The following is a 15875-nucleotide window of genomic DNA, read 5'->3' as shown; positions in this document are numbered from 1 at the left end:
CATGGAGAACGCATTGGAGACCGCGAAGACCGCGAGGACCGCGAAGGCCACGGAGAACCTCCCGCTGATCATCTCCGTCGACGACCACACCGTGGAGCCGAGCACCGTCTGGCAGGACCGCCTCCCGAAGAAGTACCTCGACACCGGGCCCCGCGTCGTCCGGGCCCCGCTGAAGGAGATGACCTTCCTCGGCGGCCGCTTCAAGCCCGTCATGGGCGAGCCAGGCGACGACGGCCCGATCGGCGACTGGTGGATCTACGAGGACCTGCGCCGCCCCCTCACCCGCCTGGACACCGCCGTCGGCTTCAGCAGGGACGAGATCAAGCTGGAGGTCATCACCTACGAGCAGATGCGCCCGGGGTCCTTCGACGTCCCCTCCCGGCTCGCCGACATGGACGTCAACCACGTCCAGTCCGCTGTCTGCTTCCCCACCTTCCCGCGCTTCTGCGGCCAGACCTTCACCGAGGCCGCCGACCACGAGCTGGGTCTGCTGTGCGTGCGCGCCTACAACGACTGGATGGTGGAGGAGTGGTGCGGCCCGCAGGCGCGGGGCCGGCTGATCCCGCTCACCCTCATCCCGCTCTGGGACGCCGAACTGGCGGCGGCGGAGGTCCGGCGCAACGCCGCCCGCGGGGTCCGCGCGGTCGCCTTCTCCGAGATACCCCCGCACCTCGGCCTGCCCTCCGTCCACACCGACGACTGGGACCCCTTCCTCGCCGCCTGCGACGAGACCGGCACGGTCGTGGCCATGCACATCGGCTCGTCGAGCCGGATGCCCTCCACCTCCGCCGACGCGCCGCCCGCCGTCGGCTCCACCATCACCTTCGCCAACTGCTGCTTCTCGATGGTCGACTGGCTGATGAGCGGCAAGTTCGAGCGCTTCCCGAACCTGAAGGTGATGTACGCGGAGGGCCAGATCGGCTGGATCCCCTACATCCTGGAGCGCGCCGACGTGGTGTGGGAGGAGAACCGGGGCTGGGGCGGGGTCGCGGACAAGGTCCACCGTCCCCCGTCCGAGCTGTTCGCCGAGCACGTCTTCGGCTGCTTCTTCGACGACGCCTTCGGCCTCCGGAACCTCGACTCCATCGGCGTCGGGAACGTCCTCTACGAGACCGACTACCCGCACTCCGACTCCACCTGGCCGAAGTCACGTGAGGTCGGCGAGGCGCAGATGGGTCACCTGGCGCCGGACGTGGTCGAGCGGATCGTACGGGGCAACGCGATCGACCTGCTGGGGCTGACCCCGGACGGTCTCTGGAGCCCGCGGTGAGTCTCGACTACGGCATCCAGCTCCCGGTCCAGTCCCAGTCCACGCTCTACGCCGAACCCTGGGAGGCGGACGCGGGCCCCGCCGACCTCGTCGAGATCGCCCGCGCCGCCGACCGCGCCGGCTTCGCCTATGTCGCCGCCTGCGACCACGTGGCGATCCCGCACCGGCTGGCCGAGGCCATGAGCACGGTCTGGTACGACCCCGTGGCCACCCTCGCCCACCTGGCCGCCGTGACCGACCGGGTCCGGCTGCTCGCGCACGTCGCCGTCGTCGGCCTGCGCCACCCGCTGCTCACCGCCAAGCAGTACGCGACCCTCGACCACCTCAGCGGCGGCCGGCTGATCCTCGGCGTGGGAGCCGGTCACGTGCGGGAGGAGTTCGAGGCGCTGGGGGTGGACTTCGAGCGGCGGGGCGCCGTGCTCGACGAGACGATCGACGCGCTGCGCGCCGCGCTCGGGCCGGACGAGTTCCCCTCCCACCACGGCAAGTCGTACGACTTCGAGGGGCTCGGGCAGCGGCCCCGGCCGGCCCAGGCGCGGGTGCCGCTCTGGGTCGGCGGCTCCTCCCCGGCCGCCGTCCGCAGGGCCGCCCTCAAGGGCGACGGCTGGCTGCCCCAGGGCGACCCGAGGGACCGGCTGCCCGCGCAGATCGAGACGCTGCGGCGGCTGCGCGGGGACGACACACCGCTCACCGTCGGCGCCATCACCGAGCCGCTGTACGTCGGCGCCCCCGGCTGGGAGGTGGGCCGCCGCACCCTCACCGGGCCGCCCGAGGTCCTCGCCGAGTCGCTGCGGGCCTACGGGGCGATGGGCGTCCACCAGCTCCAGGTGCGCTTCCGCTGCCGGAGCCGCACCGAACTCACCGACCAGATCGCGCTGTTCGGAGCCGAGGTGGGGCCGCTGCTGGACAGCGCGTCCTGAAGGGGGGACGCGACGTGCGCCGGTTCCCCACCCACCTTCCCGGCGCACGTATCTGACGTTCCGTCAGATACGGCGCTACGATGCTGAGCTCCACCGAGGCGAAGGGAGCCGGCATGGGCAAGCTCGACGGACGGGTGGTTCTCGTCACCGGATCGGCGCGCGGCCAGGGCGAACAGGAGGCGCGGCTGTTCCGGCAGGAGGGCGCCGAGGTGATCGTCGCCGACGTGCTCGACGAGCAGGGCAAGGCGCTCGCCGAGGAGATCGGCGCGCTGTACGTCCACCTCGATGTGGGGGTCGAGGAGGAGTGGACCGCGGCGGTGCGGGAGGCCAAGCGGGCGTACGGCCATCTCGACGGGCTCGTCAACAACGCCGGCATCCTGCGTTTCAACGCCCTCGTCGACACCCCTCTCGATGAGTTCATGCAGGTCGTACGGGTCAACCAGGTCGGCTGCTTCCTGGGCATCCGGACCGCCGCGCCGGAGCTGTCCGACGGCGGCACCATCGTCAACACCGCCTCCTACACCGGGCTCACCGGCATGGCGGCCGTGGGTGCCTACGCGGCGACCAAGCACGCGGTGCTCGGCCTCACCCGGGTCGCGGCCCTGGAGCTGGCTCCCCGCCGTATCCGGGTCAACGCGGTCTGTCCCGGAGCCGTCGACACGGCGATGTCCAACCCCTCCCGTCTGGAGCCGGACTCCGACCCCGAGGAGACGACCCGCGCCCTCGACTCCCTCTACCGCAAGCTCGTACCCCTGGGCCGGATCGGCCGCGCGGACGAGGTGGCCCGGCTCGCCCTCTTCCTCACCTCGGAGGACTCGTCGTACATCACCGGGCAGCCGTTCGTGATCGACGGGGGCTGGCTGGCGGGGGTTTCGGTCATCTGACCGTTCGTCAGCTATTGACCATCCAGGAGCCCGGTGCCACAGTCGGCGGCATCCGCTGAATCTGACGGACCGTCAGTTAATCGCGATCCAGGAACCGGGACGGTGAACCTCCGTGGAATTCGGGCTCTTTGTACAGGGATACGTGGGCAAGCGCGCCGAGACCGATCCGCTCGCCGAGCACAAGGCGCTGATGGAGGAGACCGAGTACGTCATCCAGGCGGACAAGTCCGGCTTCAAGTACGCCTGGGCGTCCGAGCACCACTTCCTGGAGGAGTACTCGCACCTCTCCGCCAACGACGTCTTCCTCGGCTACCTCGCCCACGCGACCGACCGCATCCACCTCGGCTCGGGCATCTTCAACCCGCTCGCCCAGGTCAACCACCCGGTGAAGGTCGCCGAGAAGGTCGCCATGCTCGACCATCTCACCGTGAACCGCTTCGAGTTCGGCAGCGGACGCGGCGCCGGCTCGCACGAGATCCTCGGCTTCCTGCCCGGCATCACCGACATGAACTACACGAAGGAGATCTGGGAGGAGACCATCGCCGAGTTCCCCAAGATGTGGCTCCAGGACGAGTACGTCGGCTTCCAGGGCAAGCACTGGCAGCTGCCGCCGCGCAAGATCCTGCCGAAGCCGCACGGGAAGTCGCACCCGGCCATGTGGTACGCGGCCGGGTCCCCGCCCTCGTACGCGATGGCCGCCCGCAAGGGCCTCGGGGTGCTCGGCTTCAGCATCCAGAAGGTCTCCGACATGGAGTGGGTGCTGGAGCAGTACAAGACGGCGGTGGTGAACGCCGAGCCGATCGGCGACTTCGTCAACGACAACGTGATGGTGACGACGACGGCGATCTGCGCGCCCACGCACGACGAGGCGATCCGGATCGCCGTCGAGGGCGGGCTGCACTATCTGCCCTCGCTCGTGTTCCGCTACCACGACACCTTCCCCCGGCCCGAGGGCTTCCCGGTCTGGCCGGAGACGCTGCCCGAGTACAACGCCGAGTTCGTCGAACTCCTCGTCGAGGAAGAGCTGTTGATCTGCGGCGACCCGGACGAGGTGCTGCGGCAGTGCAAGCGGTGGGAGCAGGCGGGGGCCGATCAGCTGTCCTTCGGGCTGCCGGTGGGCGTGCCGAAGGAGGAGACGCTCCAGACGATCCGGCTGATCGGTGAACAGGTCATTCCGAAGATCGACACGGATCCCGTCCATCGCACCACCCGGTTCCGCCAGGGCGCGTAGTCGCTGTCGCGGACTTGCGGGCGCGTCATCGCCTTGGGGCTGCGGGTCGTTCGGCGGCTGCCACTCCGTCGTGGCTGGTCGCGCCCACGCGGCGGAGCCGCACAGCGGTACAGCCCCGCGCCCCTTCAGGGCGCCCATCGCATCGGAGTCGATAAGGAGCCCTCATGCTTGATCACGTCATCAAAGGCGCGACCGTCGTCGACGGGACCGGTGCGCCCGCCTACGTCGCCGACGTCGGGATCCGGGACGGGCGGATCGCCGTGGTCGGGTCGGTCACCGAGGAGGCGCGGACCAGCGAGGACGCGCACGGGCTCGTCCTCGCCCCCGGCTTCGTCGACCCGCACACGCACTACGACGCCCAGCTCTTCTGGGACCCGTACGCGACCCCGTCCCTGAACCACGGGGTGACCACGGTCGCGGGCGGGAACTGCGGGTTCACGCTCGCGCCGCTGAACCCGGACCGTCCCGAGGACGCCGACTACACCCGTCGGATGATGTCCAAGGTGGAGGGCATGTCCCTGATCGCGCTGGAGGAGGGGGCGCCCTGGAGCTGGCACGGCTTCGGGGAGTACCTGGACGCGCTGGAGGGGCGGATCGCCGTCAACGCCGGGTTCATGGTGGGGCACTGCGCGCTGCGCCGGTACGTGATGGGCGCGGACGCGGTGGGTGGGCAGCCGAGCGAGCAGCAACTGGCCGACATCGTCCGGCTGCTGCACGAGGCCATGGACGCGGGCGCGTGGGGTTTCTCCACCACCCAGTCCTCGACCCACTCCGACGGCGACGGGCAGCCGGTCGCCTCCCGGCACGCCCGGCCGGAGGAGCTGCTCGCGCTGTCCCGGGCCGTCGGCGAGCACGAGGGCACCCAGATCGAGGCGATCGTGGCGGGCTGTCTGGACCAGTTCAGCGACGCCGAGATCGATCTGTTCGTGGAGATGAGCGCGGCCGCCGGACGCCCCCTGAACTGGAACGTCCTCACCGTCGACGCGGCCGTTCCGGAACGCGTGCCCCGGCAGCTCATGGCGAGCGAACGGGCGCGGAAGGCCGGCGGCCGGGTCGTCGCGCTGACCATGCCGATCCTCACGCCGATGAACATGTCCCTGGGCACGTTCTGCGCGCTGAACCTGATCCCGGGATGGGGGCCGGTCCTCGGCCTGCCCGTCCCGGAGCGGATCGAGCGGCTGCGGGACCCGGAGCTGCGGGCGGAACTGCTGAGGCGGGCGAACTCCAAGGAGGCGGGCGTCTTCCGGCGGCTGACCAACTTCGGCCGGTACGTCATCGGCGACACCTACAGCGCGGCGAACGAGGGCCTCACCGGGCGGGTCGTACGCGACATCGCCGCCGAACGCGGCCTGGACCCCTTCGCCTGTCTGGTCGAGATCTGCGCCGCCGACGAACTGCGTACAGTCCTGTGGCCCATGCCGACGGACAACGACCCGGACTCCTGGGCGCTGCGGGCGGACACCTGGAGCCACGAGGACGTGCTGCTCGGCGGCTCCGACGCGGGCGCGCACCTGGACCGGATGTGCGGGGCGCCGTACACCACGCGCTTCCTCGGCGACTGTCTGCGCGGCCGGAAGCTCGCGGGCCTGGAGCAGGCGGTGAAGATGCTGACGGACGACCCGGCGCGGCTGTTCGGCCTCCGCGAGAGGGGCCGGATCCGGGAGGGCTGGCATGCGGATCTCGTCCTGTTCGACCCGGAGCGGATCGACGCCGGCAAGGCCACCCTGGTGCACGACCTGCCGGGCGACAGCCCGCGGCTGGACTCGAAGGCGATCGGCGTGCGGGCGGTCTGGGTCAACGGCGTGGCGGCCATCCGCGACGACGTGGTGACGGGCGCCGTCCCGGGCCGGGTGCTGCGCTCGGGGCGGGACACCAGGACGGTGAGCACCAGGTGACGAACGGGAGCGGCACGACCGACGGATCTCGCGGGTCCGAAGGCTCCGAGGGGTCCGGAGGCTCCGAGGGGTCCGGAGGCTCCGAGGGGTCCGGTGGGTCCCAGGGGTCCGGTGGGTCCCAGGGGTCCGGTGGGTCCCAGGGGTCCGGCGGGTTCCACGGCTCTGGCGGGTCCCAGGGGTCCGGTGGGCCCCACGGGTCCGGCGGGCAGCGGCTGTTCGTCGGCGGTGTCTGGGTGGAGCCCGACGGCGGGCACTACGAGGTCGTCGACCCGGCGACCGAGGGGACCGTCGGTCTGGCTCCGGAGGCCTCCCGGGAGCAGGTGCGCGCTGCCTGCGCGGCGGCCCGGGAGGCCTTCGGGCCCTGGTCGCGCACCTCGCCCGAGGAACGGGCGGCGATCCTCGCCCGAGCGGCCGACATCATGCGCGCCCGGCTGCTGCCGTACGCCGAGTTGGCCCAGGCGGAGACCGGCGCCACGACCGGCACCGCGCGCGGGATGCAGGTCGGGGTGGGGGTGGCCCGCTTCCGGCGCTACGCGCGCGTGGAGCCCGCCGAGTGGCCGATCGCGCCGCAGGTCAACGAGGCCGGGCCGATGGGGAGGGCGGGCGTGATGGGCGCGGTCGCCGTACGGCAGCCGGTCGGGGTCGTCACCTGCGTCACCTCCTACAACAACCCGTGGGCGAACCCGGCCGGAAAGGTCGCCCCCGCACTCGCCATGGGCAACACGGTGGTCGTGAAACCGGCGCCGCAGGACCCCCTGTCCGTCTACCGGATGGCGGAGGCGCTGGAGGCGGCGGGCGTGCCGCGCGGGGTGGTGAACGTCGTCTCCGGGCGGGCCGTCGAGATCGGCGAGACGGCGGTGTCGTCGCCGGACGTCGACATGGTGAGCTTCACCGGCTCGACGGCGGTCGGGCAGCGCATCGCCGAGGTGTGCGGCCGGGACATGCGGCGCCAGCTGATGGAGCTGGGCGGGAAGGGCGCGGCGGTCGTCCTCGACGACGCGGACCTCGCCTCGGCGGTGGCCGGCATCGGCACCACCTTCTCCTTCTACAGCGGCCAGATCTGCACCGCCCCGACGCGGGTGCTGGCACAGCGCCGGGTGTACGACCGGCTGGTGGAGCACCTCGCGGCGTACGCGGGCCGGTTGCCGGTGGGCGACCCCCGCGCCCCGGACACGGTGGTCGGCCCGGTGATCTCGGCCGCGCATCGGGACCGGGTGGAGTCGTACGTCGAACTCGGCCGGAAGGAAGGGGCGGTGGTCGTCGCGGGTGGCGAACGCCCGCCGCTGGAGCGGGGTTTCTACGTCGCTCCCACCCTCCTCGCCGACTGCACGAACGACATGCGGGTGGCGCGGGAGGAGATCTTCGGCCCGGTGGTCACGGTCATCCCCTTCGACGAGGAGGAGGAGGGCATCGCCCTGGCCAACGACAGCGACTACGGCCTGATCGACTACGTCTGGTCGGCGGACGTGGCCCGGGCCTTCCGGGTCGCCCGCAGGCTCCGGGCCGGCGGCGTCGGCATCAACACCGTGGGCCGCAACATGGAGGCCCCGTTCGGAGGGTTCAAGCGGAGCGGCGTCGGGCGGGACGTCGGCTCGTACGCCCTGCACGCGTACAGCGAGGTGCAGGCGATCGTGTGGCCGGGGTGAGAACGCTTCACACGCCGGCCGTCACAGGTCGAACACCGCACGTAGGCCGATCTCGACCGCTTCCATGATCCGCTCGTCCACAGCACCCAGATCCTCCGTGAACCGAACGGCGGACAGGGTCCGGAACTCGCCGAGCACGATCGTGCCGGCCGAGGGTGAACTCACGGGGATGTCCACAAGTGTCGACTCGCGCACCTGCTGGGGATAGACCAGTACGCACGTCGCCGATTTGTGCTGGGCGTTGAGGGCGTCTGAGGAGATCACCAGAACGTGCGCCGGTCCTCCGGCGAAGGCCAGTTCGTAGATGTGGCCCCGCTTCACCGCCCCGCCACCCGGCCCCATCGCTCGAAGGTCGCCTCCTCGCTCTCGGAGGGTTCGGCGGTCGTCGTCACGATGCCGGCCTCGGCTCGCAGCTGCGCGGATTTCTCCAACTGCTCGGCGAGCATCTGCTGACGCAGTATGCGGGCCGTGTACGCGGATGCGTTGCCCTTGGCCTTCACGAAGGAAGCCACGTCGTCCGGCAGGCTCATCGTCATGTTCACCGTCATGGCTTCATCATACGACCGGCATGATGACTCACCCCGCCAGATCCACCCGGATGGTGAGCAGCCCCGTCCCCAGGGCCCGTACCGCCGCGCTGTTGGCCCTGGGCAGGGTGCGCAGGCGGGCCACCGCGTCGTCGTCGGGCAGCAGGTGGGCGGTGCCGTGGTGCCACTGCCCACCGATCCTCACCCGCACCCGCGGATCGGCCTGGATGTTGCGGACGTACTGCGACCGCTCGCCGAACTCCGAGACCAGCCAGAAGACGTCGCCGACCCGGCGGCCGCCCAGCGGGGTGCGCCGGGGCAGGCCGGAGACTCGGCCCGTGGTCTCCAGGAGCGTGTGGAACGGCAGGCGGCGCATGAGGGGGTTGGCGACGTACCGCTGGAGGGCGGTGGTCGCGCGGAAACGGAGGTCGCTGGAACGGGTCATGATCCGTAGGACTCCTTCGCGCACAGGTTTGTTGCTTCAATGGTCCCCGACGCCGTCGGCGCGACGAGAGCGGGTAGCTGCACATGCGCGTGGTGACCTGGAACCTGTGGTGGCGGTTCGGTCCCTGGCGGGAACGCCAGAAGGCCATCCTGGCCGTCCTGCGCGAGCTGGACCCCGACGTGGTCGGCCTCCAGGAGGTGTGGGCGGCCGGCGCCGAGAACCTCGCCGAGTGGCTGGCCGACGAACTCGGTCTGCACTGCACCTGGGCTCCGTCACCGGCCCCCGAACGCTGGCGGAAGCGGATCACGGACCCCGACGCCGGTTCGGTCGACATAGGCAACGCGGTGCTGAGCCGCTGGCCGGTGGTGGAACGGGAGACGCTGCTCCTGCCCGCGCCCCCCGACCTGGCCGACGGCCGCGCAGCCCTCTACGCGCGCGTGGCCGCCCCCTCCTTCGACATCCCCTTCTTCACCACCCACCTCACCTCGGCCGGCCACGCCTCGGCGGTCCGCCGCGCCCAGGTCACCGCCCTCGCGGAACTCGTCGCCCGGCACCGCGACGGCACGCCCTTCCCGCCCGTCGTCACCGGTGACTTCAACGCCTGGCCGGACTCCGACGAGGTGCGCCTCTTCGGCGGCACGAGGACCGCGTCGGCCGTCCCCGGGCAGGTCCTCTACGACGCCTGGGACTACGCCGACCCGACCGCCCCCGCCGCCACCTGGGCCCCCGAGAACCCCTACGCGGCCCGCGTGCTGGAACCCGCCGTCCGCATCGACTACATCCACGTGGGCCCGCCCGGCCCGGTCGGCGAAGGCCATGTCCGGCACATCCGCCGCGCGGGCCACGGCCCCGTGGACGGCGTCTGGCCCTCGGACCACGCGGCGGTGGTCGCCGACCTGGCGGAGGAGGAGACGGCGATCATCTAGACCGTCGCCCGACCCGTCTCCCCCTTCTCTCCCGTCCCCTCCGTCCCCGTACCGAAGGCGCGGGCGACGGCGAGGCTGTCCTCGTACACGTGGTGCCGGGTGACCAGGCCGCCCTCGATCGTGAGGTGCAGTGCGAACCGGGCGCGATAGGCCCGCCCGGTGGAGCGGGCGGTCTGGCGGATCTCGCCGAGCACGACCGCGTCGTCACCGTCGACGAGGACGCGTTCGATCCCGGTGGCCGCCTGCCCGGGCACGTGGTGCTCGACGAGCTCGCGGTAGTGGGCGGCGGCGTCGGCACGGGTGGCCCGCTGACGGATCCACGGGGTGGCGCTCCGCGCACGACCGTGCTCGTCCTCCGGCCAGGCCAGCTTCCAGTCGCTCTGCTCGGCGTACAGCTCCGCGATGCGCTCGGGGTCGCCCTCGCCGATCCGGCGCAGCAGTTCCTGGACCACGGCGCGGGGGGTCGTGTGCGTGGCTGAGGACACGGTGGATCCTTCCGATGCGGGTGCCGCGTCCCACTGACGCGACGAGGCCGCCATCATCACCGGCGGAGCCGGCTCGGAGCGATTACCTCCGAGGTAACCGCCTTGCTCGCGCAGGGAGTTGTGCATCCCGTCGAGCGGCCGACCGGGTGCGGGTACGGGTACGGGTACGGCAACGAAAGCCGACGAGGACTGCCGGCATCCGGCAATGACATCGATGGCGCGCAGCGGCGAGGATCTTCGTACCACCGCCCGACCACGGAGGCACCCACCCATGAGCTTCATGAGATCCCCGAGACGGCGCCGTGCCGCCCTGCTCGTCACGGCCACCGCCCTGACGCCGGCCCTGCTCCTCACCACTCCGGCGTTCGCCACCGGCACGACGGCGGCAACGGTCTCGGCGACGACCACGACGGCGTCGGTGGTGACGACCGATACGCCGGTGGACGAGATGTCCGAGGAGGAACTCCGTGTCACGATCGCGCGCATCCTGGCCGACAAGGACAGCGGCAGGAGGGTCCTCCGGGAGGCCGGCGAGGCCCTCGACGGCACCGCCGAGGACATGCGCACCTTCCTGAAGACCGGCTACCGCCTCGCCCAGGCCGAGGACGACGCCGTCGCCATCGGTCGCATCCTGGCGGACGTGAACTCCGGCAGGGGGGTCGTCCGGGAGGCCAACAAGGCCCTCGACGCCGGCACCCCGGAGGCTCTGCGCGCCTTCCTGGAGACCGGGTTCCGCCTGGCCCGGGCCGAGGACGACCGCGTCGCCGTGGCCCGCATCCTGGCCGACCCGAAGATCAGCGCCGCCCTGCGCGCGGCCGCCGAGGAGGTCATCGACGGGACGCCGGAGGAGCTGCGGTACTTCCTGGAGGTCGGCCGGTACGAGGTCGACGGCTAGGAAGGGTCCGCCGGGCGGGTGTTACTCTCCCGGCGGTCAAGATCGAAACGGGGGAGCCGATGACGGCCAGGTCGAGCAGGGGCACGCGGGCCGTCGCGGCGGCACTCTGCACCGTCACGCTGGTGGCGGGCTGCGCGTCGGGCTCCGGTGCGGACGGGCCCACGCGTCACCCCACGCAGGACCTGAGCATCACCGCCGAGGTCGGCGAGCGCTTCACGCTCTCCGTCCCGGAGAACGCGTCCACCCGCGAGCACTGGTTCGTGGTCGCCCCGCAGCCGGACGCGTCGGTGGTCCGTGCCGCCGACCGCACCTACGAGCCGGCCGACGACGGCAAGTCGGTCGGCGGCGGCGGCACCCTCGTCCTCACCTTCGAGGCCACCGGCCGGGGCAGCACCCGGATCGTGCTGCTGCACTGCACGTTCCCCACGGCGGAGACGGCCGCCTGCGGCGGCGCCGCCAGTCCGTCCCCGTCCCCGTCCCCGACGGCCGAACCGGAGCGGGTCACCTACGGGGTCACCGTGCGCTGAGCGCGGTGAGCAACGCGGCGAACGCGGCGGGGGTGGTGAGGACGCAGCGGGCGGGGTCGGCGGACTCGGTCGCTCGTCCCCAGGTGGTGGGCTGAGCCTCCCCCTGGGTCCTTACTCGTCGGCGTCACCGTTTCCGAACCACCATGCCACTTGGCCGACATGACCGGCCCAGGCGTCCAGCGCGTTCTCGACGGCGGCCGGATCCGTGGCGCGCTCGATCGTGATCACGGCGAAGCGCGGGGTGGCAGGGGAGTCGACCAGCCCGCCCGGGCCTTCGACGGCTGCGTGCAGCGCGGTCAGAACTTCCGGTGAGAAGGTGCCGGCCTCCGGGGCGGCCTGGATGCACTCCGGCGCGAGCCCCCTCGGCCGCCGTCACGCCCGCCCGGGTGCACCGGATTCGTGAAGGCCGCCGACGGGCCGGGCAGCGGAGGCGTCGGCGCTCTCGGCACGTCGCCCCAGGGCGTTCATCCATGCGGCCCGCGCTCTCCGCCACTCCCGTGCGCAGCCGCGTGCCCGGCCCGCGGGAAGGGCGTCCGCGCCGATCACGTCTGCGTGGTTCGCCGGGGCGGCTCCGTAGAGGTAGCAGAGATGGTCGACGGCGCGCTGGTGGTCCGAGGAGTGTTCGTCCTGCTGACCTTCGTCCTCGTTCTCGTAGGTGATCGCGGACAGCCGCCATGTCTCGGCGACGTCGAGCAGTCGCCCTTCTCCCTGCGCCCCCTGGCGGAGCAGCATGAGGGCGGCGAACTGGTCGGCGAAGTCCTCCTCCTTGCCCCTCACCGCGAGGTCGAGTACGTCGATCACGGCGTGTGCGCTCTCGTGGAACAGCGATTCCAGCAGGACGGCGGACAGGGCGTCGTCGGAGAGCCCCTGGCCGGCGTCCTGATAGAGGCGCCGTGTCTCGGAGATCTCGTCGTAGCAGATCTCCACTTCGCGGCTCCGGGGGTCGTAGGAGGGCCCTTCACCGGCGCAGGACCGAACGGTCATCACGACCGGCGGGTTCAGCCGCACAAGAGCGGTGACGTGCCGCACGGCCTCCTCCGGCAGCCGCCGTTCCCGGACGAACGCCGCGTCGTCCGCGTCCGGGCTCGACGGCTGGTCATAGCGGACGGTGAAGCTCGGTGCAGCGGTGCTCGGGCCGTCGGCCGCGTTCGTCTGGCAGGCGGTGGTGAGGACGAGGGCCAGTGGCAGTGTCGCGGATCGCAGGGCAGCGCGGCCCCGCCCCTGCCTGCGGACGCTCCCGTCCCCGCTCGTGCGCATCGGCATCACACTCCCCCTTCACCCCAAGCGGACTCAAGTCGACTGCGTGGCAGCTCGGTTACGGCGTTGCCGAGTATGCCGTCGCGTTGTCACGGGTTCGCACGAACGAGCGCACTGCGCACATGCTTCCGTCGTGGGACGGGGAACTCCGGCACGTGAGCTGATCCGCCGAGTTCCTGCCGTCGTCCCCGCCGTCGTTCCATGTCGGCGCCCCCGTCCGAGAGGGAGCGTGCCGTGAGTCAAGTCGAGTTGCTCATGACGGTGTTGGCGGTCTTCGGCGGGGTGTACGCCGTGCTCGGCGTGCTGTGGTGGCTGCGTGACCGGGCCGACCGGATCGCCGTCGCGCAGGTGGACGGGGCGCGCGTGGACCCGTACCACGCGGCTGCCACGGCCGGTGGTGAGCAGGGCGCGGACCGGGCCGGCGCCGCCGAACTGCTGCTGGCCGGTTTGATCCGGATCGAGGAGGACGGGCGGGTGTCGGTCACCGGCGAGGGGGCCGACACCGCCCGGACGCCGGAGCATCCGGTCCCGGCCGCCGTGCTGGTCACGCTGCGCGGGCACGCCGGGCCGTGGCCGCTGAACTGGCTGTACGTGGACGCCGAGCACCGCCGACGGCGCGACCCCTTCCTGCGCGCCGAGGACGCCGGATGGCCGCGTTGGTCCGAGCACGACGGGGACGGCGTCCAGATGGCCGCGATCGTGGTCGCCGCGCTGCTCGCGGGGTGGCTCGCCGCCCAACTGATGTACGCGAGCGGGATGTTCGCCGCGAACGTGGCCGAGATCGCGGCGGGCGTGATCGCGGGTCTGCTGACGTGGGTGGTGTTCGCGCTGGTTCTGCACGTGGTGGTGATGATCGGGTGGCCGGAGCGCCGGTACCGGTTCGCGGAGTACTGCCGAGCACTCCCGCCGCACCCGGCCGAGGCCGCCCTCGACGCGGCGCAGCGCGAGCGGCTCGACCGGGCCATGGCCTACAGCCCTCCGCCAGAGCCGGACAGGTGGCCGCTGGACACCCCGGGCGCGTTCTGACGGCGTACGGCGTACCGAGGGCAGGCGGGAGAACGCGGGGGAGCGGATGTCTCGGGATGGCCCCCCGATGGTTGATGCCGACCAGTCGGTATGGACAGTGGATCGTTCCGCAGGTACAGATGGGAAGTCACCCGCGACGACGCCGTCGACAGAGCCGTACGCAGCGAAAGGCCCCCCATGCGCATCGCCGTCACGATCTTCCTCACCGACGAGACGATCACCCCCACCCGCCTCGCCCGTGAGCTGGAGCAGCGCGGCTTCGCCGGGCTCTATCTGCCCGAACACACGCACATCCCCGTCGAGCGCACCAGCCCCTACCCGGCCGGCGGCGACCTGCCCCGCGAGTACGGCCGCACCCTCGACCCCTTCGTCGCCCTCGGTCAGGCGGCGGCGGTGACGGAGACGCTGGGCCTCGGCACCGGCATCACGCTCGTCGCCCAGCACGACCCGATCGACCTCGCCAAGCAGATCGCCACCGTCGACCACCTGTCGGGCGGCCGCCTCACCCTCGGCCTCGGCTACGGCTGGAACGTGGAGGAGGCCGCCGACCACGGCGTCGAGTGGCGCACCCGCCGCGAGCTGGTCCGGGACCGGATGCGGCTGATGCAGGCCCTGTGGGCGGAGCAACCGACGGCGTACGAGGGCGAGTACGGCAGCGTCCGCGCCAGCACCGCGTACCCCAAGCCCGTGCAGAAGCCGCGCGGGCCGGTCACCGGCCCCCGCACCCTCGTCGGCGGCGCCGCGGGACCGAAGCTGTTCTCGCACATCGGCGAGTACGCCGACGGCTGGCTGCCGATCGGCGGCCGCGGCCTGTCCGAGGCGCTTCCCGTGCTGCGCTCGGCGTGGGCGGACGCGGGCCGCGAGCCGGACGCCCTCCAGGTCGTGCCGTACGCCGTCCAGCCGTCCCCCGGCAAGCTCGCGTACTACGCCGAGCTGGGCATCGAGGAGGTCGTGGTGCAGCTGCCGCCGGTGGGAGAGGCGGAGGCGCTGCGCGCACTGGACGAGTTCGCGCCGTACCTGTAGGGCCCGTTCGCGCCGTACCGTCAGGACCCGTTCTTCTTGGCCGACGGCCCGAAGTCGGGCGGCCACAGCTGGTCCCCGGCGGGCTCGTCGTCGCCCTGCCGCCAACCCGGGTCCACGGCGCAGGGCGTGGAGGTGCCGCCGGTGAAGTAGTCGCGGTCCGCGAACCACTGGAAGGACATGCGCTCGTCGCCGTCCGAACGCGAGGCGTACAGCGCCCAGTAGTCCCCGGAGACGTTCTCCCGGTAGGAGGTGATGTCCCAGCCGGTGTCCTCGAGATGGTCGCGCAGCCGGCGCAGACCGGGGACCGCCTGCTCGGCGGGGACGTGGTCGAGCGCCCAGCTGTGACCGACGCGGTAGGCGCCCTCGACGGTCTCGTCGGTCAGACCGCCCCGGTAGCAGTAGTCCGAGCCGACCGTGTTCTCGGTGGAGACCCCGATCTCCTCGACACCGGGCCTGATGGTGCGGGTGAACCCGAGGACGTCGTACGCCTCCCGGGAGCGGTCGACCGCGCGGGTCACCATCTCCTCGGGTGCGACGCGCGGGAAGTCCGACGCGTCCTTCGTCACCACGGCGATCCAGCCGGCGAAGGCGACGACGAGGACCAGCGGCACGGCGACGAGCACCGCGCAGCCGATGCCGAAGGCCTGCGCGGCGGTACGGCCGGTCGCGGCGGAGGCGGATGCGGGTGCGGGTGCGGGTGCGGGGGTGGTGGCGGTGGCGGTGGTGATCTCCTCGGGCATGCGGCGACCGTAGGTCGGCCGGGGCGCGCGGGGCATCGGTACGGCTGCGTACGGGGCTGGGTACGCGTACTCAGAGTGCGCGGCGCCGGGTCCGGGCCGGGGCCCCGGTGCCGCTGCCGGTTCCGTTCCGGGCCCCGGTCCCGCCCCAGGCTCGGAAAACGTGATCGTATGCTCGATG

General features: G+C 72.0%; 17 protein-coding genes. 11 read left to right on the top strand and 6 right to left on the bottom strand.

Annotated elements, in window-relative coordinates; all coding sequences use genetic code 11:
• Position 1: 1 nt before the first annotated feature.
• The 6 genes from ACFVYS_RS08570 (at position 2) to ACFVYS_RS08545 (ending at position 7846) form a co-directional block, all read left to right on the top strand.
• Complete coding sequence (locus tag ACFVYS_RS08570) at positions 2-1270, top strand: amidohydrolase family protein (RefSeq protein ID WP_389500067.1); 1269 nt, start codon at positions 2-4, stop codon at positions 1268-1270.
• Entirely contained in the window at positions 1267-2190 is a 924-nt protein-coding gene (locus ACFVYS_RS08565; RefSeq protein WP_389500065.1) for an LLM class F420-dependent oxidoreductase, read from the top strand. The genes ACFVYS_RS08570 and ACFVYS_RS08565 overlap by 4 nt, the downstream gene beginning before the upstream one ends.
• Positions 2191-2303: 113 nt before the next feature.
• Positions 2304-3074, top strand: coding sequence for an SDR family NAD(P)-dependent oxidoreductase (locus ACFVYS_RS08560; RefSeq protein ID WP_389500328.1), 771 nt, complete (start codon positions 2304-2306; stop codon positions 3072-3074).
• 112 nt (positions 3075-3186) lie between these two features.
• Complete coding sequence (locus ACFVYS_RS08555; protein ID WP_389500063.1) at positions 3187-4305, top strand: LLM class flavin-dependent oxidoreductase; 1119 nt, start codon at positions 3187-3189, stop codon at positions 4303-4305.
• Positions 4306-4469: 164 nt separating this feature from the next.
• Positions 4470-6200, top strand: coding sequence for an amidohydrolase family protein (locus tag ACFVYS_RS08550; protein ID WP_389500061.1), 1731 nt, complete (start codon positions 4470-4472; stop codon positions 6198-6200).
• 233 nt (positions 6201-6433) lie between these two features.
• A complete protein-coding gene (locus ACFVYS_RS08545) occupies positions 6434-7846 on the top strand; it encodes an aldehyde dehydrogenase family protein (RefSeq protein WP_389500059.1) in 1413 nt (470 codons plus the stop codon).
• Between the two features lie 21 nt (positions 7847-7867).
• On the opposite strand, the gene ACFVYS_RS08540 is transcribed toward ACFVYS_RS08545, so the two are convergent.
• The 3 genes from ACFVYS_RS08540 to ACFVYS_RS08530 are packed head-to-tail and all read right to left on the bottom strand — an operon-like array spanning position 7868 to position 8818.
• Complete coding sequence (locus ACFVYS_RS08540) at positions 7868-8167, bottom strand: type II toxin-antitoxin system PemK/MazF family toxin (protein WP_389500057.1); 300 nt, start codon at positions 8165-8167, stop codon at positions 7868-7870.
• Complete coding sequence (locus tag ACFVYS_RS08535) at positions 8164-8394, bottom strand: hypothetical protein (RefSeq protein ID WP_389500055.1); 231 nt, start codon at positions 8392-8394, stop codon at positions 8164-8166. Before ACFVYS_RS08535 ends, ACFVYS_RS08540 begins: the two co-directional genes overlap by 4 nt.
• A gap of 28 nt (positions 8395-8422) precedes the next feature.
• Positions 8423-8818 carry a nitroreductase/quinone reductase family protein gene (locus tag ACFVYS_RS08530; RefSeq protein ID WP_389500053.1) on the bottom strand — a complete coding sequence of 132 codons (396 nt, stop codon included), beginning with the start codon at positions 8816-8818 and terminating at the stop codon, positions 8423-8425.
• Between the two features lie 83 nt (positions 8819-8901).
• Here ACFVYS_RS08530 and ACFVYS_RS08525 point away from each other — a divergent pair, with 83 nt between their 5' ends.
• Positions 8902-9744, top strand: coding sequence for an endonuclease/exonuclease/phosphatase family protein (locus ACFVYS_RS08525; RefSeq protein ID WP_389500051.1), 843 nt, complete (start codon positions 8902-8904; stop codon positions 9742-9744).
• Here ACFVYS_RS08525 and ACFVYS_RS08520 read toward each other — a convergent pair.
• A complete protein-coding gene (locus tag ACFVYS_RS08520) occupies positions 9741-10229 on the bottom strand; it encodes a nuclear transport factor 2 family protein (protein ID WP_389500049.1) in 489 nt (162 codons plus the stop codon). The two genes, ACFVYS_RS08525 and ACFVYS_RS08520, sit on opposite strands and share 4 nt — an antisense overlap.
• A gap of 280 nt (positions 10230-10509) precedes the next feature.
• On the opposite strand from ACFVYS_RS08520, the gene ACFVYS_RS08515 reads away from it, so the two are divergent.
• Positions 10510-11124, top strand: a complete 615-nt coding sequence (locus ACFVYS_RS08515; protein ID WP_389500326.1) for an ALF repeat-containing protein — start codon at positions 10510-10512, stop codon at positions 11122-11124.
• 59 nt (positions 11125-11183) lie between these two features.
• Positions 11184-11651, top strand: coding sequence for a protease inhibitor I42 family protein (locus tag ACFVYS_RS08510; RefSeq protein WP_389500047.1), 468 nt, complete (start codon positions 11184-11186; stop codon positions 11649-11651).
• Positions 11652-12023: 372 nt separating this feature from the next.
• Here the strand turns inward: ACFVYS_RS08510 and ACFVYS_RS08505 are convergent, their stop codons facing one another.
• Positions 12024-12914: a DUF4344 domain-containing metallopeptidase gene (locus tag ACFVYS_RS08505; protein ID WP_389500045.1), complete on the bottom strand. Its 891-nt coding sequence runs from the start codon at positions 12912-12914 to the stop codon at positions 12024-12026.
• A gap of 228 nt (positions 12915-13142) precedes the next feature.
• Here ACFVYS_RS08505 and ACFVYS_RS08500 point away from each other — a divergent pair, with 228 nt between their 5' ends.
• Both ACFVYS_RS08500 and ACFVYS_RS08495 read left to right on the top strand, forming a co-directional pair.
• Positions 13143-13934, top strand: coding sequence for a hypothetical protein (locus ACFVYS_RS08500; protein ID WP_389500043.1), 792 nt, complete (start codon positions 13143-13145; stop codon positions 13932-13934).
• Between the two features lie 177 nt (positions 13935-14111).
• On the top strand, positions 14112-14957 hold the full coding sequence (locus ACFVYS_RS08495) for an LLM class F420-dependent oxidoreductase (RefSeq protein ID WP_389500041.1): 846 nt from the start codon (positions 14112-14114) through the stop codon (positions 14955-14957).
• Positions 14958-14977: 20 nt separating this feature from the next.
• Here the strand turns inward: ACFVYS_RS08495 and ACFVYS_RS08490 are convergent, their stop codons facing one another.
• Positions 14978-15697 (bottom strand): hypothetical protein, encoded by a 720-nt coding sequence (locus ACFVYS_RS08490; RefSeq protein WP_389500039.1) that lies wholly within the window; start codon positions 15695-15697, stop codon positions 14978-14980.
• Positions 15698-15875: the final 178 nt, after the last annotated feature.

This window comes from Streptomyces sp. NPDC058295 (assembly GCF_042880655.1).
Lineage (GTDB): Bacteria > Actinomycetota > Actinomycetes > Streptomycetales > Streptomycetaceae > Streptomyces > Streptomyces coriariae.
The sequence above is the reverse complement of the archived record's forward strand: the minus strand, read 5'-3'. Positions and strand labels throughout refer to the sequence as shown.

Coding starts and splice junctions, on each gene's coding strand:
- ACFVYS_RS08570 (WP_389500067.1), top strand. CDS start 2: ATGGAGAACGCATTGGAGACCGCGAAGACCGCGAGGACCGCGAAGGCC.
- ACFVYS_RS08560 (WP_389500328.1), top strand. CDS start 2,304: ATGGGCAAGCTCGACGGACGGGTGGTTCTCGTCACCGGATCGGCGCGC.
- ACFVYS_RS08550 (WP_389500061.1), top strand. CDS start 4,470: ATGCTTGATCACGTCATCAAAGGCGCGACCGTCGTCGACGGGACCGGT.
- ACFVYS_RS08535 (WP_389500055.1), bottom strand. CDS start 8,394: ATGACGGTGAACATGACGATGAGCCTGCCGGACGACGTGGCTTCCTTC.
- ACFVYS_RS08530 (WP_389500053.1), bottom strand. CDS start 8,818: ATGACCCGTTCCAGCGACCTCCGTTTCCGCGCGACCACCGCCCTCCAG.
- ACFVYS_RS08525 (WP_389500051.1), top strand. CDS start 8,902: ATGCGCGTGGTGACCTGGAACCTGTGGTGGCGGTTCGGTCCCTGGCGG.
- ACFVYS_RS08515 (WP_389500326.1), top strand. CDS start 10,510: ATGAGATCCCCGAGACGGCGCCGTGCCGCCCTGCTCGTCACGGCCACC.
- ACFVYS_RS08510 (WP_389500047.1), top strand. CDS start 11,184: ATGACGGCCAGGTCGAGCAGGGGCACGCGGGCCGTCGCGGCGGCACTC.
- ACFVYS_RS08505 (WP_389500045.1), bottom strand. CDS start 12,914: ATGCCGATGCGCACGAGCGGGGACGGGAGCGTCCGCAGGCAGGGGCGG.
- ACFVYS_RS08495 (WP_389500041.1), top strand. CDS start 14,112: ATGCGCATCGCCGTCACGATCTTCCTCACCGACGAGACGATCACCCCC.
- ACFVYS_RS08490 (WP_389500039.1), bottom strand. CDS start 15,697: ATGCCCGAGGAGATCACCACCGCCACCGCCACCACCCCCGCACCCGCA.